At 66.8% G+C, this 25,083-nt stretch carries 20 protein-coding genes; 6 read left to right on the top strand and 14 right to left on the bottom strand.

Annotation, left to right across the window (positions count from 1 at the left end; genetic code table 11):
- Positions 1-6 precede the first annotated feature (6 nt).
- The 4 genes from ACZ5XO_RS13695 to ACZ5XO_RS13680 are packed head-to-tail and all read left to right on the top strand — an operon-like array spanning position 7 to position 7,372.
- The gene (locus ACZ5XO_RS13695; RefSeq protein WP_464162931.1) at positions 7-1,674 is read left to right on the top strand and encodes an AMP-binding protein; all 1,668 of its coding nucleotides are present in this window, start codon (positions 7-9) and stop codon (positions 1,672-1,674) included.
- Entirely contained in the window at positions 1,671-2,738 is a 1,068-nt protein-coding gene (locus ACZ5XO_RS13690) for a hypothetical protein (protein ID WP_464162929.1), read from the top strand. The genes ACZ5XO_RS13695 and ACZ5XO_RS13690 overlap by 4 nt, the downstream gene beginning before the upstream one ends.
- Before the next feature lie 40 nt (positions 2,739-2,778).
- Positions 2,779-5,244: a glycosyltransferase gene (locus tag ACZ5XO_RS13685; protein WP_464162927.1), complete on the top strand. Its 2,466-nt coding sequence runs from the start codon at positions 2,779-2,781 to the stop codon at positions 5,242-5,244.
- Positions 5,237-7,372, top strand: a complete 2,136-nt coding sequence (locus ACZ5XO_RS13680; protein WP_464162925.1) for a glycosyltransferase — start codon at positions 5,237-5,239, stop codon at positions 7,370-7,372. The genes ACZ5XO_RS13685 and ACZ5XO_RS13680 overlap by 8 nt, the downstream gene beginning before the upstream one ends.
- Here the strand turns inward: ACZ5XO_RS13680 and ACZ5XO_RS13675 are convergent.
- The 12 genes from ACZ5XO_RS13675 to ACZ5XO_RS13620 form a co-directional block, all read right to left on the bottom strand.
- Positions 7,347-8,027, bottom strand: a complete 681-nt coding sequence (locus tag ACZ5XO_RS13675; RefSeq protein ID WP_464162923.1) for a hypothetical protein — start codon at positions 8,025-8,027, stop codon at positions 7,347-7,349. The two genes, ACZ5XO_RS13680 and ACZ5XO_RS13675, sit on opposite strands and share 26 nt — an antisense overlap.
- A gap of 70 nt (positions 8,028-8,097) precedes the next feature.
- A complete protein-coding gene (locus ACZ5XO_RS13670) occupies positions 8,098-8,796 on the bottom strand; it encodes a hypothetical protein (RefSeq protein ID WP_464162921.1) in 699 nt (232 codons plus the stop codon).
- 102 nt (positions 8,797-8,898) lie between these two features.
- Complete coding sequence (locus ACZ5XO_RS13665) at positions 8,899-10,281, bottom strand: glycosyltransferase 61 family protein (protein ID WP_464162919.1); 1,383 nt, start codon at positions 10,279-10,281, stop codon at positions 8,899-8,901.
- Positions 10,271-10,993, bottom strand: coding sequence for a class I SAM-dependent methyltransferase (locus tag ACZ5XO_RS13660; protein ID WP_464162917.1), 723 nt, complete (start codon positions 10,991-10,993; stop codon positions 10,271-10,273). The genes ACZ5XO_RS13665 and ACZ5XO_RS13660 overlap by 11 nt, the downstream gene beginning before the upstream one ends.
- A complete protein-coding gene (locus tag ACZ5XO_RS13655) occupies positions 10,993-12,084 on the bottom strand; it encodes an SDR family NAD(P)-dependent oxidoreductase (RefSeq protein ID WP_464162915.1) in 1,092 nt (363 codons plus the stop codon). Before ACZ5XO_RS13655 ends, ACZ5XO_RS13660 begins: the two co-directional genes overlap by 1 nt.
- A gap of 4 nt (positions 12,085-12,088) precedes the next feature.
- Positions 12,089-13,171, bottom strand: a complete 1,083-nt coding sequence (locus ACZ5XO_RS13650; protein WP_464162913.1) for a glycosyltransferase family protein — start codon at positions 13,169-13,171, stop codon at positions 12,089-12,091.
- Entirely contained in the window at positions 13,165-14,286 is a 1,122-nt protein-coding gene (locus tag ACZ5XO_RS13645) for a hypothetical protein (RefSeq protein ID WP_464162911.1), read from the bottom strand. The genes ACZ5XO_RS13650 and ACZ5XO_RS13645 overlap by 7 nt, the downstream gene beginning before the upstream one ends.
- Positions 14,283-15,788, bottom strand: coding sequence for a hypothetical protein (locus tag ACZ5XO_RS13640; protein WP_464162909.1), 1,506 nt, complete (start codon positions 15,786-15,788; stop codon positions 14,283-14,285). The genes ACZ5XO_RS13645 and ACZ5XO_RS13640 overlap by 4 nt, the downstream gene beginning before the upstream one ends.
- On the bottom strand, positions 15,788-18,475 hold the full coding sequence (locus ACZ5XO_RS13635; RefSeq protein WP_464162907.1) for a glycosyltransferase family 2 protein: 2,688 nt from the start codon (positions 18,473-18,475) through the stop codon (positions 15,788-15,790). The genes ACZ5XO_RS13640 and ACZ5XO_RS13635 overlap by 1 nt, the downstream gene beginning before the upstream one ends.
- Before the next feature lie 63 nt (positions 18,476-18,538).
- Positions 18,539-19,879 (bottom strand): glycosyltransferase family 4 protein, encoded by a 1,341-nt coding sequence (locus tag ACZ5XO_RS13630; RefSeq protein ID WP_464162905.1) that lies wholly within the window; start codon positions 19,877-19,879, stop codon positions 18,539-18,541.
- Positions 19,880-20,001: 122 nt separating this feature from the next.
- The gene (locus ACZ5XO_RS13625) at positions 20,002-20,916 is read right to left on the bottom strand and encodes a hydroxymethylglutaryl-CoA lyase (protein WP_464162903.1); all 915 of its coding nucleotides are present in this window, start codon (positions 20,914-20,916) and stop codon (positions 20,002-20,004) included.
- On the bottom strand, positions 20,916-22,589 hold the full coding sequence (locus ACZ5XO_RS13620) for an ArnT family glycosyltransferase (protein WP_464162901.1): 1,674 nt from the start codon (positions 22,587-22,589) through the stop codon (positions 20,916-20,918). Before ACZ5XO_RS13620 ends, ACZ5XO_RS13625 begins: the two co-directional genes overlap by 1 nt.
- 105 nt (positions 22,590-22,694) lie before the next feature.
- Here ACZ5XO_RS13620 and ACZ5XO_RS13615 point away from each other — a divergent pair, with 105 nt between their 5' ends.
- Together ACZ5XO_RS13615 and ACZ5XO_RS13610 are read left to right on the top strand one after the other, a co-directional pair.
- Positions 22,695-23,432, top strand: coding sequence for a glycosyltransferase family 2 protein (locus tag ACZ5XO_RS13615; RefSeq protein WP_464162899.1), 738 nt, complete (start codon positions 22,695-22,697; stop codon positions 23,430-23,432).
- A gap of 79 nt (positions 23,433-23,511) precedes the next feature.
- Positions 23,512-23,937, top strand: coding sequence for a hypothetical protein (locus ACZ5XO_RS13610; RefSeq protein WP_464162897.1), 426 nt, complete (start codon positions 23,512-23,514; stop codon positions 23,935-23,937).
- A 147-nt stretch (positions 23,938-24,084) separates the two neighbouring features.
- On the opposite strand, the gene ACZ5XO_RS13605 is transcribed toward ACZ5XO_RS13610, so the two are convergent.
- Both ACZ5XO_RS13605 and phaR read right to left on the bottom strand, forming a co-directional pair.
- Positions 24,085-24,447 (bottom strand): hypothetical protein, encoded by a 363-nt coding sequence (locus ACZ5XO_RS13605; RefSeq protein ID WP_464162895.1) that lies wholly within the window; start codon positions 24,445-24,447, stop codon positions 24,085-24,087.
- On the bottom strand, positions 24,444-25,067 hold the full coding sequence (gene phaR / locus ACZ5XO_RS13600; protein ID WP_464162894.1) for a polyhydroxyalkanoate synthesis repressor PhaR: 624 nt from the start codon (positions 25,065-25,067) through the stop codon (positions 24,444-24,446). Before phaR ends, ACZ5XO_RS13605 begins: the two co-directional genes overlap by 4 nt.
- Positions 25,068-25,083: the final 16 nt, after the last annotated feature.

The following is a 25,083-nucleotide window of genomic DNA, read 5'->3' as shown; positions in this document are numbered from 1 at the left end:
GCTGTTTTGAGCGCGTCTACCCTCCTTCATGCCCTGGATCGTCATGCCGCCGAGAACGGCGACAGGATCGGCGTCCATTTTGTCGCCCAGGGTGAAACACGACCCCAGACCTATGCCGCCCTGCGCGCCGAGGCTCTGCGGGCCGCCGCCATGTTCGACGCCCTGGGGCTTGAGCCGGGATCGGTGGTCTTCATCGTGCTGCGCCATCAGGTCGAGCTCTATTCCACCTTCCTCGGGGCGATGTACGCCGGGCTGACGCCGTCCTTCCTGCCCTTTCCGACGCCCAAGCAGGACGCCGGTCTCTACTGGTCGAGCCACAGGGAGCTGTTCCGCCGCGTCGATCCCGGCCTGGTTCTGACCTATACCGACAATATCGCGCCGCTGCGCGACGCGCTGGAGGGGTTGAAGGCCGAGGTGGCGGACGTGGCGCGGATCGCCGAGTTTCAGCCGCGCGAAGCGGGCACGCCTCCCGCGCCCGGCCAGGTGGCCCTGCTTCAGCACAGTTCGGGCACGACGGGCCTGAAAAAGGGGGTGATGCTCACCTTCGACGAAATCGCCGTCCAGACCGAGAGCTACGCCAGGGCGATTGACTTCCGATCGAGCGACGTCGTCGTCAGCTGGCTGCCGCTCTATCACGACATGGGGCTGCTCTCGAGCTTCCTGATCCCGCTGGCGCGCGGCGCCACGATCGTTTCGCTCGACGCCTTCGAGTGGGTGGCGAAGCCGGCCATGCTGCTCGAGGCGATCCAGCGTCATCGCGGCACCCTGACCTGGATGCCCAACTTCGCCTTCAATCATATCGCGCGGCTTCGTCCGTCTGGCTCGACCTATGATCTGGCGTCGATGCGGGCCTTCATCGCCTGTTCGGAGCCCTGCAAGGAGGAGACCTTCGTCCAGTTCGCGGAGAAGTTCGCCGATTGCGGCGTGACGCCCGCTTCCGTTCAGGCCTGCTACGCCATGGCGGAGACCGTATTCGCCGTCACCCAGTCCGAACTCGGAGCACCGGCCGCGGTCTGTCGGGTCGATGGCGATGAACTGGACCGGAACCAGAGGGTGAAGCTGAACTCGACCGACGGGCGCGCCTATGTGGGCAATGGGCGTCCCATCGCCGGGCTCGAGGTGGCCATCGACGGCGCGGACGGTCGGTTGCCCTGGTCGGCGACCGCGAACAGCCAGACGACGGGCGACATCGTGGTGCGCGGCGCCAGTCTCTTTTCCGGCTACTATCGCAATCCCGAAGCGACGGCCGAGGCCTTGCGGGACGGCTGGTACACCACCGGCGACGTGGGCTTCTTCGCCGACGGCGAGCTCTATATCTGCGGCCGCCGCAAGGAATTGCTGATCGTTCACGGCAAGAACTACTACGCCACGGATATCGAAGAGGCGGTCAATCGCATCGACGGCGTCAAGCCAGGGCGGGCCGTGGCCTTCGCTCTGTACAGTGATCGCACCCAGAGCGAAGAGGGCTATGTGGTCGTGGAATCCGAACGTCCGGCGGAGACCTGGACGGCGTTGAAGCGTGCAGTGAAGGAAGGCGTCTTCTCCCAGCTCGACCTGACCTTGCAGTCCGTCCAGATCGTGGAGCCGGGCTGGCTGGTCAAGACCACCAGCGGCAAGATCAGCCGCAAGGAAAACGCCTTGAAATATCTGGCGGCGAAGGATGCGGCGCGGTGAGCGCCATGCCCGCACGACCGGCCTCGGATCGCGGCGTCCGCGTCTCCCTGCTGCTAGACCAGCCGGGCGAGGTCGAGGCGATCCTTCCGGTCATTCTGCGGGCGCAGATGCGCGGCGATCTCGTCTTCACGCCTTTTCTGTCCCCGGCCTTCGTGCAGGGGCGTCCTCATATGGCTGAGCGGCTGTCGCGGTCGCATGGGGCCATTCTTCTGCCGAGCCCGTCGATCGATGACGTGCCCATGGCGGACTTCGATCTGGCCCTGGCGCCGGTCGTATCCAACCATCCCCGACACGCCCTGGCCCAGAGGTTCATCCGACGGGCGCGAGTGGCGCGGCTGGTGACGGCGACCATGCAGCACGGGCTCGATAATGTCGGCATCTCGCGTTCGCACGATATCGGCAATCAGACGCCCTATGTGATCGAGGCCGACCTGGTCTGCGTGTGGTTCCCCGAGAACCATATCCCGGCGCAGTGCTCGCCCGCGCTGCGGCCGCGTCTGGCCCACACAGGGCGCGCTGTTCCCGACGTCGCGCATGGCCGGCACGAGGATGGCGTGTCGATCGGGGTGTTCGAGAATCTGCATTGGAACCTTTACGACGACGGGTTCCGCAAGGCTTTCCAGAGCAATCTGCGACAGACGGCGGCGGCTTTTCCGGACGTTCGCTTTGTCGTCAAGCCGCATCCGGGCGGTCGCTGGCTGCCGCGTTTCGGTGAAGGCGGATGGCCCTCGAACATCCAGATGTTCGATCCGGAAGATGATGTCGTTCGGTATGACGCCTTTGATGTCATCCGCAGGTTGAGCGCGGTGATCACCACGCCCTCGACCGTGGCGCTGGATGCGGCCTGGCTGGATCGGCCGGTGGCCCTGATCCCGACGGAAGGCGCCGACCTGTACAAGGGCCTGGATCTGCTGGACGGATGGGAAGGCTGGCGCGCCTTTGTCGAGCAGGTGGCGACCGGTCGTTTTGATCGACGCGGCCAGAACGCCTTCCTGACCCGATCCGTTCGGGCGGGCGACGGGGCGAGCGCGGTTTGTGACGCCCTGGTGGGGGCTGTGCGTTGAGCCGGTCGACCACTGACGCGACGGGGGGCGGGACGCCCTCATGTTCTTGAAAGAGCTGTTCCCGGTCGCGCGACTATCCTCGATCTGGGGACGCCTCCGGACCGTTGCGGGAAAAGGCGGCGACCCGGATAGACGCGCCGGCGATGCGGCGCGGGATCGCGGCGACTGGTCTGCCGCCGCCCTGCACTATGAGCGATATCTGGCGCGGCGCCCCGAGCACCAGGCGGTGCGGCTGCGCCTGGGCAATATGTACAAGGAGGCCGGCGATTACGCCGCCGCCCACGCCGTTTTCGCGACCCTGCTGAAGACAGGATCGGGTGACCCGGCGGTGCTGAGGGCGTGCGCCGAGTTGGAGATGCACCAGGGGCGGCTGGATCAGGCGGTCATCTGGTTCGTCCAGGCCTGGGCGGCGGGACGAGATCGCGCGGCGGGTCTGGCGCTCACGCGGCCAGAGGCCTTGCCCTTGCTGGCGGCCCTGCAGATCGACCGCGGCGAGCGCCTGGTCGATGGCGGCGTCGACGGCCTGCGCGACCTGGCGATCGAGGGGTGGGCCTTTGACGCCCGTGACCCGGCCCGATCCGTGGAGATCGTGCTGACGAGTGACGGACGTGAAGTGGCGCGAACGCGCACCGGAAGCGTCCGCGATGATCTGGCGGGGCTCGACCTGGCCCCGATCAACGCCGGCTTCCGCTTTGAAGTCGGGCCGTTGCTGTGTGCTGGAAGTCTGGGCGATGTGGTTCACGTCCGACGGGCGGATAACGGGCTGGATCTGGCGGGATCGCCCCTGGATCTGACCGCGACCCGTGGCCTGCAAAGGTGGTTGAGCCGTCCCATGCCCGTCGCCGTGCCTTCTGATCCGGATGGAGCGCCGCTGCTCAGCATCCTGATGCCGGTGCATGATGTTCGTCCCGCGTGGCTGGAAGAGGCGCTGGGCGGGGTTCTGGGTCAGAGCGACGGTCGGTGGGAGCTGATCTGCGTCGATGACGGCGCAACCTCGCCCGAGATCAAGGCCATCCTGGCCGCTGCGGCTGAAAGAGACCGCCGGGTCCGGCTGCATGTTCATAGGGAGAGCCAGGGGGTGGCGGCGGCCACCAATCGGGCCCTGGACATGGCCAGGGCCGCGCATGTGCTTTTCCTGGACCACGACGACCGGCTGGAGCCGGACGCGGTCGCTCGGCTGGCACCGCATCTTGAAGCGGCGGATCTGCTCTATGGGGACGAGGCCGTCACCGGAGAGAACACCGCCGACCTGCGCGCCCTGGTGGCGCGTCCCGCCTTCAGCCGGCGCTATTATCTCGGCCATCCGTATTTCGTGCATCCGGTGGTCGCCAGGCGCGACCTTGTAAAGGCCGTGGGGGGGCTGGATGAAAGGCTGACCATCTCCGCCGATGTCGATCTGATGCTGCGGTTGATCGAACGCGCCGATCGCGTCGCGCATCTGCCGGGGCTGCTCTACCGTTGGCGGACGCATGGCGGCAGCGTCGGACACAGGCGCGTGGCGGAAACCACGGCGTCTACGATCGAGGCCATCAATCGTCATCTGAAGCGTGTGGGGGAGGCGGGGCAGGCGGCGCCCGGCCCGGTCTTCAACACCTATCGCATCGACCGTCAGGACCCTGGCGGGCGTGTCCGTGTGATCATTCCAACCCACAACGGGGCGGATCTGCTGCGCGCCTGCATTGAATCCCTGAAGGCCACGGCGCCGATCGACGAGCTGGATATCGTGGTCATCGATCATGACTCGGACGAGCCCGCCCTGGACGCCTACTTCCGCGAACTGGGCGACAGCGTGACCCGGCTGTCCTACTCGGGGCCGTTCAACTATTCGCGCATGAACAATCTCGCGGTCGCCGCCGCTCCGCCGGCCGGAGAGTTCGTCCTCTTCCTGAACAACGACATCGAAGCGATGGAGGCGGGGTGGCTGGAGCGCCTGCGGGCGCTGGCGGCCTTGCCGGACGTCGGTGCTGTCGGGGCCACGCTGCTCTATCCTGACGGTCGCGTTCAACATGCGGGCGTGGTCGTGGGGCCTGGGGGGTATGCCGAGCATGCTTTCAAGTTCACCCCCCTGCACCTCAACGGCGCACCCAATCCCGGCTATAATTGCGGTCTGGTCGTGACCCGGGAATGGTCCGCCGTGACAGGGGCCTGCCTGATGATGCGCCGAGAGGTCTTTGACGCCGTCGGGGGGTTCGATGAAGCTCTGCCGGTGGGCTTTAACGATACGGATCTGTGTCTGCGCTTGGGAGAGCGAGGCTTCGCCGTGCTCAACGACGGATTCAGCCGCCTGATCCATCATGAATCCGCCACGCGGAGGCCTGCCGGCGAGGTGCGTCATCCTGAGGACGCCGCGCGGTTCGCGGCGCGCTGGGCAAGGGTCATCGCAGAGGGAGACCCTTTCTACAGTCCTCTGCTGTCGCTGGATCGCGACCACGCGCCGGAACACCCGGATGTGGCGCAACCCGCGCTGCGCGTCAGGCCGGCGGCCAGGAGGCGATCCCATGTCTAGTTCGATCTTCGCCCGTCTGCTGGGGCGGAACCGGGGCGTCGCGACACCCGAAGCCGACGAGGTTCTGCGTCGGGCGCGAGAGGCCCAGGCCGAGGGGCGCTGGAGCGAGGCGGTCGGTCATTATCGCCGGCATGTCGCCCTGCGCCCCAAGCGTTCGGGCAGTCGGCTGCAGTTGGGGAACATGCTCAAGGAGGCAGGCGATCTCGCCGGGGCCGAGGACGCCTATCGCGCCAGCCTGACCCTGAGACGGACGCCGGAGGCCCTGATCCAGCTGGGCTATCTGACCTTGAACGACGGGCGGCTGGACGAGGCGGCGGATCTGTTCGCCGAGGTGTTGAAACGGTTTCCCGGTCACCATGGCGGACGCGAAGGGCTGGTTATGGCCGGGGCGAGGGATCGCCTGCCTGAGTTTCATGTCCTGCCGTCCCGACGCAGCCTCGCTGTTCTGCAGCGCGCGGTCGCCGGAGGCGAAGCCGTCCTCAAGGCTGTGCGCTGCGCCGACATCGCGCCGCTTTCGCAATATGACGCCTGGCGCAGGCGTTATGATCTGGAAGGGCCGCCGGTCAACCTGACGAATACGGTCATTGAGGTCTGTGTCCTGGCGGACGGAGCCGCGCCCTATCGCCTGCGAGGCGCCTTGCAGTCCTTGTTGCGTCAGGAAGGGGTAGCCTGGCGGGCCGTGGTGCGTGGTGCAGGCGCTCATGCGGGGCATCCGGCCGCCTCGCTCGCGGCCCTGGATCCGCGTATCGTCTTTTCCGACTCCTCGCCGGACGACAATGTCCCGCATGTCGTGTTGAAGGCGGGGGTGGTCCTGCATCCATTCGCCCTGGCCTGGCTCGTCCATGCGGCGACGCGCACGGGGGCCGATGTCGTCTACGCAGACCATGATCATCTGACCCAGACCGGCGGCGAGGGTGAAGTCTTTGACGCGCCTGTCTTCTTTCCGACGCCTTCGCCGATTGACCTTTCGACGACGCCGATCCTGCCCGCGGTGATGTGGCGGCGCGCCGGGGTCGAGGGGCGCGCGGGCCTGGTCGATGCGGCTACGCGCGGACGCGCCGCCCACCTGCCCTTCCTGCTCTCCAGCGAGATGAGGTTGCCGGCGGCGGCGCGGGACGGACTTCCTGAACCGGGTGACGCCGGACCCGGCTGGCTGGAGGCGGCGCCCGCGCCGGCTGTTTTGAGGACGGAGGCGTCTTCAGGCCGCGACGACGAGCCTATTCGCGTGATCATTCCCACACGCGACGAGGCCGGGATGCTGGAGACCTGTGTCGCTGCGCTTCTGTCGCGGGCGGACCGGCCCGAGCGGGTTCGTATCCTGATCGTCGACAATCGCAGCGTCGAAGCGGAAACGGCTCGATACCTGGCCGACGGCGTACGGGCGGGGCGGTTTGAAACCCTGGTTGCGGACGAGCCTTTCAACTGGTCGCGTCTGAACAACCTCGCGGTGTCGCGGACTTCGGAACAGACCCTGCTGTTCCTCAACAATGACGCCGAGTTGCTGACCCAGGGTTGGGACAGGCGTTTGCTGGATATTCTCCAGAAGCCAGGCGTCGGCGCGGTCGGCGCGCGTCTGCTCTATCCCGACGGTTCCGTGCAGCATGGCGGCCTGGTGCTGGGCCTGGGGGAGGGCTCGCCGCGTCATGAGGGCGTCGGCGCATCGCCCGGGGACAAGGGGCCGCTGGAGCGGTGGGTTCGATCGCGGGAGGCGGCCGCCGTGACAGGGGCTTTCCTGGCGACGCGACGTGAGGTGTTCGACGCGGTCGAGGGCTTTGACGCGCAGGAGCTGGCGATCGCCTACAACGACGTCGACTATTGTCTGGCGGTGCGCGGACGGGGGCTGTCTGTCGTCTATGCGGGCGACATCGAGGCCACTCATTTTGAATCGCGGACGCGCGGTCATGACGTCACGCGGGCTCGGATCGCCTGGGACCTGGCCGAGCGGACGGCGTTGACGACACGGTGGGGGCCGGCCTTGCGTCAGGATCCATCGGTCAATCCGCATTGGCGAACGGCTTCGTCCCGGCCGTTCGACGGCCTGAGGCGACCCGATCCGCAGGAGGCTATGGACTGGCTGGACGCCAGCCTGGACGGGACGGCGGTCAGGCTTCCGGCCGGTGGCCGCTGAGACGGCGCCGAACCGAGTGATGCGATTCTAACAGACCGAGCCGTTCGACCACCAGCTTGGCCGTCGCCCTGAGCGACAGGGCGGGCGAGATTTCCCATATCCGCAGGGCTTCCCGACGCCAGGTTTCCCACTCGAGAGCGCGGCGGGCGTTGGCGCGGATCGGGTCCTTGTCCTTGTCGCCCGCGAACAGGACGATCATCAGCTCGACGGTGGACCAGAACATCAGAAGGGCGTCGTTCTGGGCCTCTTCTTCTCCGGGGCGGGTCAGAAGGGCGCGCAGATCGTCCGTTCGGTCCAGGACAGCCGCCGCCGACTGGATGTCTGCAGATCCCGGCCGTTCTGCGCGTGCGACATCCGAGAGCTTCAGATAATGAAACCCGGCGTCCGGCGGCCGGTCGAGAATCTCCTGCCAGCGATCCTCGACCGTGGCGGGCTTGGGCAGCAGGCTCCAGGGCGCGCCGGGGCCATTGCGCCTGTAGAGGCCGGGAACATCGGGCAGACCCTCCCGCGTCAGGACCGAGAGCGCGCCCCGCTCCATTTCCGACAGCATGATCAGGGCCTCATCGACCGACCGGGTCGCGGGCAGCGGGGCGTCGTCCGCCGTCATCGACCCCAGGATGGTCGGCGAGGATGAGGGCGGAAGGGGCTCGACCATGGCGCGGACCTAGGGTTTGACCGGCGTGAGGATGAAGGCCGCCGTCATGCGACGCTCGCGCGCAAGGGGATCAGGCCGCCTGAGCATCATATTCGGCCAGCATGCGGTCGCGTTCCTCGATCCACAACGGGCCGTAATCGACATCAACCCAGTTGGGGAACCAGGGGCCGCCGTTGGTGTAATGAATGGCCGAGGGCGACTTGGCCGGTGCTTCGTACTCGCCCACCAGGAAGTTCCATTCCCGGTCCAGCGCGCCGATGTCGGCGTCGTTCCGGATCCAGTTGAAACGATGCAGGTAAGCCGGTTCAGCCGTGTTCACGACATCGGGCCTCAGGGCCTGAACGTCGGGGTGACGGCCGTTGAACAGCATCATGGAAGACCAGTTCTTGCGCGGGTACTGCGTCTGGGTCTTGCCGTCCATCTTCACCGACTGCTGCGGCGTATATTCGTGCTGCACGACATAGGCGGCCTTGGCGGGGTCAAGGCTGGCGACCAGAGCCGTAATGTCGCCGGTGAACAGGAAGTCGCAATCCACGAACATCGACCAGCCGTCGGTGTCCGCCAGGAAGGGCGTGAGAAAGCGCGTCAGCGAGAATTCGGTCGAAGCCGTCTTGTCCGCCGGACGCCGGTAAAGCCCGAGCTCGCGAAGATTCGGCTGCTTCAGGGGGCTGACGCTGATCTCGCCCGCGGCATGGCGAAGCAAGGAGTAGCGGCACACGCGCCAGGCGATGTCCTCGCGAGAATCGTAGCCGACATAAATCTTGAGCATCTGGCGTCTCGAAGTTCGGGGAGAGAGGGAGTGTAGGGGGGGCGTCCCCTGCTGGCTAGGGATTCCTGGCCATATTGCGAATGTTTCGCAAGAGTCTCGTGGTCATGGGGTGGTGGCTTCCAGCATGTCACGAACCTTGCGGACCACTTCCTGATCAGTGCGATGATAGACGGCGGCCGCCCTGTCGTAGGCCTTGAGCAAGGCGGAGCGCAGGGGCGCGAGATCGGTTCCCTGTCGGGCCAGTCGCTGGACAAGGCCCATGACGGCGGCCCGGAAATCCTGTTCGGCCTTGTCCTGCCCGTGGGTTTCCGACGTCAGGTCCAATGGTCGGAAGACCTTGTAATAGAACAGGAGATAGGCCCATTCCTCGACGAAGGCTGCGTCGTCCATGGTGTCCGGGGGCGGTGGAGGCAGGTGGACGCCTATGCTTTGAAGCGCCTGCATGGCCTGGTTCATGGCGATGCGGAACGGGGCGCGATTGCCGAACTCGAACATCGGTTCATAGCGGGCGCAGGCGCAATAGACCCTCTTGCCCTCGAACAGCATGTCGATCTGCAGGAAGTTGAGGTTGGGCGCTTCGCTGCAGAAGTAGACGCAGTCGACGGCGCCTTCCGCGAAGCGAAGCATCAGGTTGTGAAGGTGCGAGCCGATGAAGCCGACATAGGTCGAGTGTGCGTTGAAGGCCCTGACCTGCTCGTCCAGCGACAGGGCTTCTGGCCAGTAGACGACGGCGCCTGACGCGGCGAAGGCGTCATCCAGGGCGGTCTCGCCGAAGGCTCGACGCACAGCGCCTTGCAGGCGAGAGCGCGAGACATAGGCCACCGGCTGGCGCGCGGGCGTGTCCGCGAAACGGGCGCGCAGAGCCGAGCGGAAGAAGTCGATATACTGGGTGGAGGTGCGCAACCCCAGTTCCAGACCCGGTTCAGGCACGTGCAGGCGCGCGACCCGGACCGGCTCGACGACCAGCTTCAGACGGTTGGGCGCGATCCCCAGCAAGTCGGCGAGGGTCGCGAGCAGACTCCAGGAAGGACTGTCTTCATGGCCTGGCAGTCCCGCGAACAGGATATCGAGATCCGGACGTTCGCTCGCATACCAGAGGCGGTTCAGCGTCTCGAGCAGGACATGGCCGTAGCCGCTGAACAGGACGCCCCCGAAGATCGCTTCTGACAGCATCGGCGCGGTCGGAGAGGCGGTCCCGGATTCCGGAGGCAACACCACCTGGTGGATGTCGTGACGTCGGATCTGGGCGTGACCGACAGGCGCGCCGTCGTCGGCACGGACGCCGCCGACGAAGACCCCGCCCGCCTGGGCTGTCAGGGGAAAGACGCTGGCGGGCAGGATCTGGCGTTCGAGCGGCCCTGTCTTGATCGGGATGCCGCGCGCGGCCCTGACCAGACGCTTGATCCGCGTCTCGGGGAACCCCGCGAAGGCGATCTTCGCCCGCCCGACCGGGAGGAACCTCAGTGGTGGAGATTCAGCCGCCAACTTGGCTCAGCACCTCGGCGGCGGCGGACAGCGTCAGCCCCTTGTAGAAGTCTTCCAGACTGGCGTCAGTCAATTGGACCTCGCTCCATTCCTTGAGGATGGCGTCATAGGCCGTGCTCAGGGCCTGAGAACCGGGGTCCAGCTTGCGGAGCATCACCAGGCCCGTCGGCGGGCAGTCGATGAAGGTGATCTCGAGATCGGGGCGATGACGCTGCAGGATGGGGATCAGTTTCCAGACGTCGCCGGTCCAGTAGGATTTCAGCTCGACATCGCGACGCTGGCCGGGACGTCGCTCACGCTCCGTCATTTCCGCGTTCACCGGCAGACAGTCATGCAGGAAGATGACGCCGTCGGGCGTCATCGCCTTTTCCGTATTGATGAGATCCCTCAGCAGGAATTCGAACAGGTGCATGCCGTCCAGAAAGGCCAGATCGACGCCCTGGGGGAAGAAGGCCTTCAGGTCGCGGGTCTGGAAGAAGGCGTCGCTTGTGGTCTGGAAGAGATGGAGTTCAGGTTTTGCGCCCATGATATCGTCGCGGAACATGAACTGCGGATCGACGCCGACGCTCGGCAGGTCGATCTTGCGCAGGCTCTTGCCGATATTGACGCCGATCTCGAAGTAGGATCTGGCGCCGCAGGCGGGCGCGAAACGCCCCAGAAAGTCCAGATACTGAACGCCGGAATGGATGTGGCGAGGGAAGGGGGCGGTCATTATCGGGCCTTTGTCGCAGTCATGGACGTGTCGGTTCGGGCCCATTCCACCAGTTGACGCACGCCGTCGCGGAACGGCACCTGTGCCGACCAGCCGAGTTCCGCATGGGCCCTGGTCACGTCCGCCACGGCATGGCGAATGTCGCCTGCGCGATAGGCGCCGCTGATGCGACGGCCCTGATCGACGAGACCAAGATCTTCCAGGATCATGTCGGCGGCGGCCAGTATCGACGAGGCCTCGCCGGAGCCGATGTTGAACAGTCGTCCGCCCGCCTCCTGTCGGCGCGCGGCGGCGACAAAGGCGGCCACCACGTCATCGACGAAGATGAAGTCGCGATAGATCTCGCCGTCCTCGTAGATCTGCAACGTCTGCCCGGCCATGGCCTGCTGGCAGAAAATGGACAGCACGCCCGTGTACGGGTTCCGCAGGGATTGGCCGGGACCATAGACATTCTGCAGCCGCAGAACGACGACGTCCCACGGGGCCGGGGTCTGCTGCAGCAGATATTCCTGCATCAGCTTGGTGGAGCCGTAGACGGAGCCGGGCCGGGGCGGGAGGGTTTCATTCGTGGCGGCGGGCGTCAGGACACGACCCTGGGCGTCGAACAGGTCGAACACGCCCTTGGCCATGGCCTCGACCGAACGGGGCTCGGGAGCGAACGTCAGACCGTCGGCGTCCACATAGGCGCCTTCGCCGTAGACGGCGCGCGTGGCCGCCAGCACGACGCGTTGCGGCGGCGTGTCCAGCGCCTTCAGCGCCTCGATCAGGTTGGCGCAGCCGACCACGTTCACGGCGGCGTAACGCGACGGCTCGTCAGCGGACTGTCCGGTGCCGGTTTCAGCGGCCAGATGATAGACGATGTCGGGACGGGCGTGCTGGACGGCGGCGGACAGGGCGGCGGCGTCGCGCACATCGCCGCGGATCAGTTCTCCGGCCAGGTCCAGTTCGGGAGCGGGGCCGTGAACCTGTTCCAGAAGGTTGTCGAAGATCACGACCGAGGCGCCGGCGCTCGCCAGGGCGCGCGTCAGGCGTGAGCCGATGAAACCGGCCCCGCCGGTGATGAGGATCCGTTTGCCTTGCAGCGCCGTCATGAATTCAACTCCGGTCGTGTTTCTGTCGGGACGCCAGGGCGGCGGCCTGATCGAAAATATCGTTGACCTGCCGGGCGAGGACGGCGCGCCCGTAGCACTCCTCCAGCCTGTGTCGCGCGGCGGTCAGCATGTCTTGTCGCGCCTGCGGCTCCAACACCAGTCGGCGCAGGGCGTCGTGCCATTGCGCGTTCGTCTCCGCCAGCGCGCCGGCGCCGTCGGCGCAGGCCTTGTGATAGACGGGCAGATCCGACGCTACGGCGGGGATGCCGCAAAAGGCGTACTCGATCCACTTCGTATCGGCCTTGCAGCGGTTGAAGGGCGCGTCTTCCAACGGCGCGATCGCCACCCACCAGCCCAGTTCGTTCAGCCGCGCCAGGAAGGCGCCATAGTCGGGCTCGCCACGGAAGTGAGCGACGCGTTCGCCGAACCGGGCTAGTTTTGAAGCGGGCGGGATCGTGCCGAAGGTTTCGAACCTGAGGTCCGGGATGTCTTCGAGCAGGCGTTCGATCGCCGGCAGGACCAGATCCAGATCCGCGCCATGACCGCCGGTCGCCATGTAGCCGATGACGGGACCGGTGGACGGCAGGGGCGACAGCATGTTCGCCGCGACGACCGAGCAATAGATGTCGCCCGCCGCGATCGGTGCGGTGACGCCGTGTTCGGCCAGACGCGCGGCCAGGGTCGGCGTGGAGGCGTAGACGAGGTCGCTGGCGTTGAGGGCGGCCATCAGGGCGGCGACCCGCTCGGGCTGGCTATAGTGTTCATATTTGGCGGGGCCCAGGCTTTCGGGCACAGCCAGAAGGTCGTCGTCCAGATGGAAGATGACCGCCGCCCCCAGGGCCCTGGCGGACGTGATCAGATTCAGGGCGCCGTGCGAAGTATAGCGCGACAGGACCAGGATATCCGGGGCCTTGTCGGCGACAAGGGCCGCGGCCGCCGCCGGATCGACCCAGGCGGGATCATGCGGCAGCATCTGCAGGTCCAGGCGTCCGGCGGCGACATCCTCCGCCAGGGGCTGGACGAAGCTGATCGTCTGCGTCGCGCCGACGGCGTCGCAAAGAACAAGAAGGCGTCGTGGTCTCAGCATGTCGGGCCGCCCAGTCGGGACGCGGCGGGGGGCGCGTCAAAACGACAGGCCGCAAGCGTGAGCAAGGCGATGAAGCGCTGACGGACGTCAGCGGGATCGAGGGGCATCTCCAGTCCTCGCAGGAATTGATCCTGTCTGGCGCGGATCATGTCCGGGCGCAGCCTGGCGTCGCGGTGGAAGGCCAGCCAGTCGTCCTGGTGGCGAATGACCGTCAGCCCCTCATAGTTGTCCAGGTCCATCACGCCTCGGGCGTCCGCCCATACGGCGGTGGGCAGGCCGGCGAGAACCATGTCCAGGACGACGCTGGACGGCGCCGAGATCCCGAAGGCGAAAGCGCCCAGATCGACCTCGTGGATCGGTCGGGCGTCCAGCCGCGCATTGGCTGGAGCGGCGATGTCGTTTCGCATCAGGAACTGGCCGCCTGGGTGCGGTCTGAGGCAGACGGTCTCGCCGCGCCCGGCCAGGTGGACGCAGAAGCGGGCGAAGTCCGTCATGAAGTTCTGCCGGAAGTCGCCGCTGGCGCTGAGACGGACGGAGTGCAGGTTCTCGCAAACAATGCCTTCGGCGAGGTTCTTGCCGTCGCGAGGTTGCTGCAGCAACAGGCCAGGTCCGGTCAGGAAGACCTTGTCCCGTTCGGATTGCGCCATCGAGGCCATCCTGTGCGAGGGCATCCAGGTGGCGAGGATGTCCGCCGCGAAACGGACGTTGCGACCGTGGGCCTTGTCGTGCTCGCGGTTCTGCAGGAAGCCGATGCATTCGAAGCCATGCTGCAGGGTCACCCGCGTGTACCCGGAGGGCGCGACGCGGAAGAGGTCATGGACTTCGACGTGGGGCGGCAGGTTCGATTCGCTGGCGGCGATCAGCGCGCCGTATCCGCCCTGCAGCAGGCGATAGGCCGCAAAGGGGCTGTCGTATTCCGAAATGGTCGCGCCGCATTCGGCCGCCAGGGTTTGAAGGGCTCGGGTCCAGACCTTCTGCTTGTCGCGCGGCGCGAACTTGTGCGAGCAGAGAAAGGCGACGTCGACATCCATCTCGCGGGCAAGCAAGGCCACGGGACGGATAATGTTGACGTCTTGCAGCAGGTTGAAAAGAAAAACGATCTTGCGACGGGTCACGGACGCGGCGCCTCTCTGAACGGCGGGCTCTTCTCGGACAGGAAGTAGGCCACGCCCGGCGTCATTCGCGCCAGGGTTTCCCGCATGATGGCGACGCCGTCGGCGTAGCTCGACAGCAACGGCGTCGCGGTGACGGGGTGGTCGATCATATAGGCTTCCAGCCGACTGCCCGGCAGGATGTCCTGGAGTCGGGCCTTGAAGCCTCCGCCGTCCAGACGTTCGCCGAACTTCTTGAATTTTTTGCGGACTTCGGTGTCGAGACAGGCCTCTGCGGCGGGCGAGAGTCTGACCTGGACGCCCTTCGGCTGCCTGATGAAGCGGAGGTCGTCCGACTTGCGGCTGTCGTTGAAGGGCAGGGTCACCGAGAGGTGGTTCATGGCGTGGGCCAGATCCGTACAGACGCTGGGGCTGACGCATCCATGAATGACGCCGCCTCGCTCCTGGCCCCACCGGCTGGCGGCGTCAGCCGCGAGCGGCGGCAGACTGTTCAGGAATCGCGCCAGCAAGTCAGCCTCCTGAACCGGGTTGCCCCATTGTGTCAGGGTTTTCGACAGGGCCGGCATACGGGTTCGGCTGACCTTGAGGTCCCCGTTGCGGATGTCGTCGGCGAGACCATCGGCGGAGCCATAGATGAAGTCGCCAAGAGGGTCGTAGAGCGGGTAGGCGGGCGACAGGACCTGTGCGCCGGCGGTCAGCGCCGTGACCGCGCGATTTAGCGACTTGGCTATGCTGAAGGACTGGGCGCTGACGGGGATGAAGGCGACCAGGCTTTCGGCCAGAAGCGCGTTTTCGGCCGCGAGGCTCCATTCATCGACGGTGAACGGCACGTCGAGACGCCCGAGCAGGGCCAGACCTTGGGGCGTCAGGGCGCGGCGGTTGGTCAAGATCCGCAGGCGAACCTCGAAACCGCGGCGTTGCAGAGCCCGAAACGCCTGGGCCTGGGCGCTCAGATCGTGCAGTCCTACGGTGAAGCTCGGGTGGTCGCCGACGCCGAACCAGGCGACGGATATCCGGCCATGGGTGCGCGCGGCCCGAAGTTTGCCGTCGATCAGGTTGGCGACGCCTTCCTCCTGGAAGGCGCCGAAGGGATCGTTGAGAACATGCCCGGGAACGTCGGGCATGTAGGACTGGAACACCTCCCGCATGCGCGGCGTCGAGGTCAGGAAGAAATCACAATAGGGCGCGATTGCGCTCAGCCATTCGCGATGGCGTATGTGTCGGCTGTCGTGGTGCTGGCTGAAATAGTCGTCGAATCCGTCAATGCCGACATGACGGCCCTGCAGGCGCAACTGGCGCGCCAGGATAAGGCTCCGGGCGTCCTCGCACTTGCTGAAGAGGTAGAGGTCATGCTCGGGCGGCCGCTCCGCTGAGAATTGCGAAATCGGCAGCAGGTCGAGCGAATGACCCAGGGCCTTCAGCGGTTGCGCGATCCGCTGATACCGGATGCGCGCGCCCGCCAGGGCGGCATGACCCTCGGACAGCAGAACGACGGCGATCTTCATCAGTCGAGCCGCCTGATCTGGGCGGTTCGCGCCAGGATGGCTCCCCAATCCTCGATGGAGACCACGTCGACGCCCAGAGCATCCGCCCGCTCGTCAAGCCGGCGGACCGTATCCATGGCGCTGATCCCCGTCGTGTTGAGATGGGTCCAGCCGGCGCGCAGGGCGTTGAGGCAGAAGGCCAGGCCATAGCCCTCGAAGGGATAGGCCTCGGCGTCCAGCCCGCCCAGCTCATCCCAGGCCTTGCGAGAGACCAGGGCGAACTCCAGACCGTTGGCCGCCACCGGATAGGTCATGCGGGGGAAGGCCTCGGTGGTCACGGGCGAGGTAAAGGTCAGACCAGGGGCGCTCTGGAGGTCGATCTGGGCGGGGAAACTCCCTGCGGAATGGAAGACGAGCGGCGCGCCGTCGCGGAAACCGGCCTGGCGGATGCGCATGCAGGACACTGTGGCGGCACGTCGGTACCCGGCGAGGGCTCGAAGGGTTTCGAGCGTACGGAAATCGTGCAGCGCCACATGCTGGTCGAGCAGGAGCATCCAGGGCGTCTGGACGTCCTGGACCGCGTGGTTCAGCGCAGCGGCGGGGCTGGCGCCGCGCAGGCCGTCGACACGCCGGATCGACCCGGCGAAGGCGTCGCCCAGGTCCTCGGGCAGAGTGACGTCTTCATCAACGGCCAGAACCACGTCGAGGCGGGCCGCAATGCTCTGTCGGGCCAGACTCCGAAGCAGGCGGTGCAGACCATCGGAGGAGGTGGCCCGTATGACGGCGGTCATGCGTTCACGCGTCGACCGGGAAGCGCGACCGCCCTCCACGAGGGGACGGGCGGTGGCTTCATCGACGGCGAAGGCCAGGGTCGCCGGGATCGGGGGGGCGTCTGGCAGGAAGCGGATCGCCAGCAGACTCGACCGGTGTTGGCGTTTTGAAACCGGAACACCCGTATCGGACAGGCTGGGATAGGGATGGCCGCCGGCGACAGGCTGCAGGTGCGCGATGGCTTCGTCCATCGGCGGCAGGCTGACGAACAGGCGGGGACGAGCGGCCTCGTCGGCGCTGCATATGACATAGGAACCGACGCCGTCCGGCATCCGTCGTGAGTGGACGACGCCGAGGCTGGGCAGGGCGTCCGGCGGAAGGCGCAGAAGCCCCTGTCCTGTGCGCTTCGTCACGGTTTCATGCGTGACGGCGTCGACAAGGTAGGACCGAATGCCGGCGTCCAGGGTCTCGGCGTGTTCGGCTGTGACGGCGATCCCCATCTCGCCCAGCCAGGCGCGGGCCTGTTCGCCGAAAATCCGTTCGTTGCCGGTCGCTTGCCGCAGGTCGACCTGGATGCGCTCCAGGACCAGAGGCTGCGCCTGATCCCAGCCGAGGTGCTCCTGAACCAGGGTGCGACTGTAGTCGCGCACGCGGTTCACATGCTGGGATCCGCGTCCCGACAGTTCCGCTTCAGCGGCGTGCGCCCCGCCGCGATAAAGCGAGGGGAAGGGCAGGAGGAAGCCGTCCACCACGGCGCCGTCGCGACTGCAGATCACGCACAGCACGGGCAGGAAGGGGTTTTCCAGCGACAGGGCGAGCAGTCCGCCCTGAGAGCCGATCTTCGCTTCGCCGACGGACGCCAGCCGGCTGCCCTGTGCGACAAACTGATAGGCGCGCAGCACATGGTCCTTGGGAGATTGTCCGCCGCGCAAGGCTTTCAGCCGGAGGGTCAACCGGCTGTCGCTTACGAACCAGGCGTCATCCAGGGGGGCGCGCAGGGCGTTCAGATCGGGCAGGTCGCCGATCATGAGCCGGACCTTGCGGCGACGGCCCTTGATCCCGGCCAGACTTTCGGCGGGGCGTCCGGTCAAGCGGCAGAAAATCTCTGCGGCCTGACCCAGGCGCTTGGGCAGGCCTGAACCGGTCGCGTTCAGCGGCAGCAGGCCCACCGGGCTCTTGCCCAGGGTCAGGACGCCCGACAGGTCATCGCCGACCAGATCCGAACCCGCGACCCAGTTGACCGGACGATCAGGCGCCGGTTTCGAGGCTTCGGTGTGGAAGCTCAGGACGGCGGGGGCCGGATCGTCGATAGCGAAGGCGACGCGACCTTCGTTCTCGCCGTGGCGGATATAGTGAAGAAGCGGATTGACCCCGGCGTCGCGGATGTCGGGATAGGTTTGCAAGTACCGAGCGCCGTCGAAGGAGGGGCTTGGCGGCAGCCCTCGTGCGGCGCCGAACTGCAGGTAATGGAGCGCGGCGTGGCGACCTGCCTTGCCCAGTCCGTTCGCCGCCGCATACCAGTCCCCGTCGAAATGGACATTGGCGAGCAGCAGGGCGACATCCGACTTCTGCTCAGGCGTGACGGCCTTGAGATCGGAAAGGGTGCCTACCCGGCCCTTCTTGTTCCGGATGTAGTGGAGCAGCGGATTCATGTCGGAATCCGCTGCGTCCGGATAGGCGCCGACATACCATCGCGCGTCGAAGCGCGTGCTGGCCTTGCGTCCCTCGCGGGCGCCGTCGTTCATATAGTGCGACAAGGGATCGACGCCCGCAGCGGCGACGTCGGGATACTTCTGAAGATACCACTTGGCGTCAAACAGACCGCTGGCCTCGACAAGTTCCCGGTCGCTGGGCGGCCGTGGCGTCGACAAGGACCGGCGCCAGCGCGCGATACGCTTGGACAGGGGACTGTTACGCTTTTTCTTCGACGCGTTCACGACAACAGGATCCAGAGCAGGAAATACGGCGGGTGATCGTGGCGGGGGCGGCAGGCGGCGGGATCATCTTGCAACACGGACCCCGAGTCCTTCGTAAAGAGCGGAGACCCGCGTCTGATAGGCCGCCATGCTGAAGCGATCGACCTGGCGCGAGCCCTTGTCGCTCAACTCGACCCTGAGGCTCTCGTCCGCATCAAGCGCCTGAATCCCGCGCTTGATGGAATCGACGTCATAGGCGTCGACGAAGAGAGCGGCGTCTCCCGCCACTTCCGGAAGCGAACCTTCGCGCGAGGTGAGAACCGGCGTCCCCAGCAGCATGGCCTCCAGCACCGGCAGGCCGAAGCCTTCGTACAGCGAGGGGAAGAGAACGCCCCTGGCGCCGCGGATCAGACTGATGAGCAGGTGGAACGGCATGTAGGCGAAGCGCCGCACGCGGTCGTCGGCTCGCGCCGCCAGATCCGTCAGCAGGCTGTTCTCGTCCTCGTCCAGCCAGCCGCGCCCGCCGACGACGACCAGGGGCGCCTTCACCCCGGAGGCGAGGTGGCCTTCGATCACGCGAGCAAGATTCTTCTTGGGTTCGACCGCTCCGAAATAGAGGAAGTAGTCTTTCCAGCCGAGATTCAGGACGTTCTCGACATCGACGGCCGCCAGGCCTTCGTCACGCTGGGCCAGGGCGGGGGGGATGCTGACCGCCTGATAGGTGTTGGTCACCCGGCTTTCGTCGACATGCATCCATTCGACCAGGTCGCGCTTGGTCTGTTCCGAGACCACGACGATATGATCCGCGCGATCCAGCGACCGCTTCAGGCGCTGAGCGTAGGCGACGCTGTCGTCTACTGTCGTGTGGGGCAGGCGCAGCGGGATGAGATCGTGAACCGTGACGACATTCAGGGTGTCGCGAGCATAGACCGGCAGGGGGCAGGTCCAGTGCATGACGGGCGGCGGCGGCTGGTCGCCTTCGAACCTGACGGGCGTCAGAACGCCGTACTTATCGAACGCCCGATTGGCCAGGGTGAAGAGGTCAGGGCACGACCAGAACAGATCGGCCTCGGGGCGGCCGCCGCCGGCGGAGGACCAGATCACCTGATCGCTCGGGGCGACAGGAAAGGCCTTGCGTCCAAAGCGCGTCGTCAGGGTCCGGCGCCAACGCTCGTTCTTGTTGATCCGATGCCTGGGCGGGGGGCCGTCGGCGATCGCCGCGAGATTGGCGAGCGGATCGCGCGAGCATGCACCGGCAGGGCCGTAAAGCACCTGGGGCGACAGCCCGCACCCTCTCACAGCGTGAGCGAGATTTCTGCCGTAGGTGGCAATGCCCGAGCCCTTGGGAAGGGCGAGGTTGAAGCCGTCGATGCAGACGACCGACCCCCGTGCTTCGGCGATCTTCAGGCGATCTTGAGACGACACTTAGGAACAGAACTCTTCGGCAGTTGAGCTTTCCAGTGTCGATGCACAGGCAGCGTGGCCAAAATCAATCCGCAAACCGGTGATTGGTTGCATGGGCTGGCTATTAAAGTAGGCCTCGCCCTTCATGGCCGCCAGTCGCCAGCGCGGCTCAAGGCGCTCAAACGCGGCTTGCCGATCCGCTCGCCGATCCAGAGGGCGGTTTCTATCAGCTGGTCGAGGTCGTAGCCGGTTGAGAAGCCGGCGCGTTCCAGCATGTAGACCAGATCCTCGGTGGCGATGTTGCCGGTCGCGCCGGGCGCGAAGGGGCAGCCGCCGATGCCGCCGGCGGAGGCGTCCAGGACATCGATCCCCGCCTCGACCCCGGCGTAGGCGTTGGCCAGGCCGGTGTTGCGGGTGTCGTGGAAATGCAGGCGCAGGGTCGCGTCAGGCGCGGCCTTGCGGGCGGCCTCGACCTTCCTGGTCACGCTCCACGGATCGCCGACGCCGATGGTGTCGGCCAGGGCGATCTCCTCGACGCCGAGCGCGGCGATGCGGGCGACCAGATCGCTGACCTGCTCGACGGAGACCTCGCCGTCGAAGGGGCAGCCCCAGACGCAGGACAGGGTGGCCGACAGCTTCGGCGTCGCGCCTGGCGCGCCTTCTGCATTGGCGCGGCCTGCCATGATGTCGGCCAGCATCTGCACCTGCTGGTGGACGTTCAGACCCTGGTTCTTCAGGCCGAAGCCGTCGGTGGCGGACATGGCGATATTGACCTCGTCCACCGCCGTCCCCAGTGCGCGATCATACCCCTTCCCGTTCAGGACCAGGCCGATGCGGCTGTGGCCCTCGGCGGGGGGCAGGGCGGCCATGACCTCCTCGGCGCCGGCCATCTGGGGCACGTACTTGGGGTGGACGAAGCTGACGGCCTCGATCCGTTTGGCGCCTGCAGCTTCGAGGCGACGCACGAAGTCGGCGCGGACGGCGGGCTCCAGCACCGCCTTTTCGTTCTGCAGGCCGTCGCGCGGCCCGACCTCGACGATCTGGATGAAGCGGCCCATCAGCGGGCGCTCCTCTCGCCGGCGCCGGCAGGCGCATAGACGGTCAGGCGAACGTCGTCGCCCGAGGAATAGTTATGGCCGCTGACCACGCCGACGGCGCGTCCGGCGGCGCCGAGGTCGGCGAGGGCGCGACGGAACTCTTCGTCGTCATGGGCCTCGACGATGGCGGGGCGGCCCTCGGCCAGGGCGCGCGCGGCGCCGGGGCCGTCGGTCAGCTGGGTGTCGCGGCCGGTCAGGAAGACGAAGCTGGGCTCATGGAAGGTGGTGATGGCCACCGGGCCGGGATAGCGACCCTGGGCCGGGCTCAGCTCGGCCGATTCCATGGTCTTCACCAGGCGCGGTGCGATGGACAGGGGGCGCAACTGGCGGATGGTCCCGGCCAGACCGGCGTGGGCGATGACGCCGCACAGGATGGCGGCCAGAACCCCGGTGATCGCCGCCCGATTGAGCAGCAGGAAGCCGCCGACCGCCGCGGCCATGACGGCGAAGACGATGGTCACGGTGGCCCAGGTCTGGGCCGTCGAACGCCCGAACTCGGTCAGGCCATAGACGGTGATCAGGCAGATGATCACGGCGGCGAACAGGCCCAGCAGGGCGCCGGTCACGCGGGAGATCTTGCCGATCGGCTGGGTCAGGGCGGCGGCCGCCAGAAGCGCGATCGCACCGAAGGTGGGCAGGGTGTAGTGCCACAGCTTGGTCGGGGCGATCTCGAACATCAGCCAGGCCGGGACCAGCCAGCAGACGGCGAAGCGGATGGCCGGCTCGGCCCGGCGGCGCCAGCCCGTCGACAGGGCGGCGGGCAGCATCAGGGTGACGGGGAACAACAGCAGCGGCGACAGCAGGGCGTACATGCCGATGAAGCCGCCGTGGCTTTCGTGGGCGCCGGCCAGCTTGGGCGCCAGATCGCCGCCGATGGCTTCACGCCAGAAGCCGCCGTCGGTGGCGATGGTGATGGCGATGGCCCAGGGCCCGACCAGAAGGGCCACCAGAGGCAGACCCCAGCCCCAGCCCAGACGCCCCAGCCATTTGATGTTCCGGTCCCAGACCGACAGGGCGATGATCGACAGGGCCACGACCAGCAGGCCGATCGGACCCTTGATCAGGATCGACAGGCCGATGCCCAGCCAGAACAGCAGCTTGTGCCAACGCACCGGCTTCTCATTGGCCCGCGTCGCCATATAGATCCGGGCCAGGGCCGCCATCGAAAGGGTGGTCAGGCCGCACAGCATGGCGTCGGTCTTGGCGATGCCCGCCTCGGACGACAACAGGAAGGTGGCGCCCAGCATGGCGCCCGCGAGAAAGCCCGCGCGATTGCCGAACAGGGCCGCGCCCGCCCAGGCCACGGCCCAGGCGGCCAGCATGGCCCCGAACAGCGACGGCAGGCGATAGGGCTGGATGTTGCGGTCCTCGACGTCCGAGGTCAGGCCGACGGCCACGGCCTGCATCCAGTAGATGCCCACCGGCTTCTTCCAGCGCGGTTCGTCCTGGAAGCGGATGTCGACGTAATCGCCGCTTTCCAGCATCTGGGCGGTGGCCTGGGCGAAGCGGCTCTCGTCGCGGTCCAGCGGCGGCAGCAGCATCAGGCTGGGCAGGCCGGCGATCAGGGCCAGCAGGGCCGCCAGAACGGGGCCGCGCCAGCCGGCGATGAGGTGATCCAGGTTCGGGCGGTTCATGCCGCTGTCGTATCACGCCGACGCCGCCCCCCGGAAGCTTCAGCTTGCAAGCTCTTCACGAGGCCCGGTTTTCCTCGGGCCCGGCGATGCGCTACAGAGCGACAAATGACCGACAGCCTCGCTTCCGCTCCTGACATCTCCGTCGTCGTGCCCGTTCATGACGAATCCGGCGCCGCCGTGCCCCTGGCGCGCGAGATCGCCGAGGCCTTCGCCGGTCGGTCCTATGAGATGATCTTCGTCAACGACGCCAGCCGGGACACGACCCTGGCCGAGCTGCAGGCGGCGATGACGGAACTGCCGGCCTTGCGGGTGCTGTCGCATTCGACCAACGCCGGTCAGAGCCGCGCCGTGCGCACCGGCGTTCTCGCCGCCCGCGCGCCGATTGTCGTGACCCTGGACGGCGACGGCCAGAACCCGCCCGCCGATGCGCCGCGTCTGGCCGACGCCCTGATCGCCGCGCCGCCCAGCGTCGCCCTGGTCGGCGGCGTTCGCGCCAAGCGTCAGGACAGCAACGCCAAGCGTCAGGCCTCCTTGTGGGCCAACCGCATCCGCAAGAAGCTGCTGTCCGACGACGCCGACGATACCGGCTGCGGGCTCAAGGCCTTTCGTCGCGACGTCTTCCTGCGGCTGCCCTACTTCGATCACATCCACCGCTACCTGCCCGCCCTGATGATCCGCGAGGGGTATGAGAACCGCTACCTCGACGTCGATCACCGTCATCGCGAGACGGGCCAGTCGAAATACACCAACTGGGGCCGACTGCGGGCGTCGTTCTCGGATTTGCTGGGCGTGATGTGGCTGAAGTCGCGCTCGCGCCGTCCGGGCGCGATCAGCGAGTTCTGATCGCGCCATTCCGGTTCTGGCGGCCATATGGCCGCGCGCCGAAAACAGGGTTAAGCAGGGCGATCTGGAGGGGCCGCCCATGCTGATCGCCATACCGCTGCTGATCGTGCCGGTCGTGATCTACAACCTGGTGATCCTGCTCGGCGGAGCGGGCGCTGATCCGCTGCTCGGGCCGACATCGGTGCTGGGCGAGGTCCTGTTCCGCGTGCCCATGACCTCGGGCGCGGTGTGGAGCGTCAGCATCGGCGACCTGATCCTGTTCCTGTCGCTGATCCTGCTGTTTGTCGAGCTGCTGAAGTCGACCTCCAGCCAGCGGGTCGCCATCGTCAATCACGCCCTGTCGATGGCGCTGTTCGTGATCTGCCTGGTCGAGTTCCTGCTGCTGCCGGGGTTCGCCGGATCGGTCTTCTTCCTGATCCTGACCATGGTGCTGCTGGACGTGCTGGCGGGCTTCATCGTCACCATCATCGCCTCGCGGCGTGACTTCGACCTGAACCCGCGCTGAGGTCGGGCTTCAGCTGAAGGCGACGAAGACCAGGGCGACCACGGTCACGTCGAACAGGCGGGCGGCGAGGTTGAGGACGGCCATGGACGAAACTCCGGTCGAAGACGCCGGAGCCGTCGCAAACCTCGTGCCATCGGCTGAAGGGGCCTAGACCTCGGTCTGCTTCGCCTTGCCCACGGGAGGGCGTCGGTCGTGCTTGCCCGAGTATTCCGCGCCCAGATAGGTGGAGCGGGCGGCGTCCAGCACAGGGGCGCCCCCTTTCAGACCGCGCTTCTGCCCCTTCTGACCCAGGACCTGGGCGGCGAAAAGGGCAGGGGGCGCCAGCGGCGACACGGCAGGCTTTGCCGGGGAGGCGGCATGATCGACCCGCTCGCCGACGGGGACGACGGCGCGTGACGTCTTTTCAGTCTCGGCGGCGGCGCGCCGGTCACGGCCGCGCCGGTCGCCTTCGCGGCGCTCCTGCACCGTGGGCCCCTCCAGCGGGCCGACCGGGCGCACGCCGTCGGTCATTTGCCGGCGCCGGCCAGACGGTCGATCTGGGCGCGCATCTCGTCCATCTGACGCCGCATTTCGTCCAGGGCGGGGTCAGCCTTGGCGGCGGAAGCGGTCTCGGCCTGGGGCGCCTTTTCCGCTTCGGCCTCGGGGCGGCCATAGGCGGCCATGCCGGGGAACATCTTCATGGCGCGCTCGAACATGGCCATGTTCTGGCGCACGGCCTCTTCCATCAGTCCGCCGCCCGGCGTGTTGGCGAAGGCGCGGCTGAACTGGCTGCGCAGTTGCTCCTGTTGGCGGGTGAAGCTGTCCAGCGACATCTCCAGATAGGACGGCAGGACCGACTGCATCGAGTTGCCGTAGAAGCCGATCAGCTGGCGCAGGAACTGCACGGGCAGCAGGGCCTCGCCGCGGCTTTCCTCCTCGAAGATGATCTGCGTCAGGATCTGACGCGTCAGCTCGTCATTGGTCTTGGCGTCATAGACGACGAATTCGACCCCCTCGCGCACCATCTGCGCCAGGTCTTCTAGCGTCACATAGGCGCTGGTGGCGGTGTTGTAGAGCCGCCGGTTCGCATACTTCTTGATGACGACCACGCCGTCATGGGTTTTTCCGCCCTCGGATTTCTTGTCCGCCACGCTTGTTCTCGCGTTG

This window comes from Brevundimonas sp. T2-11, assembly GCF_055397675.1.
This window is presented reverse-complemented; position numbering and strand designations above follow the sequence as displayed.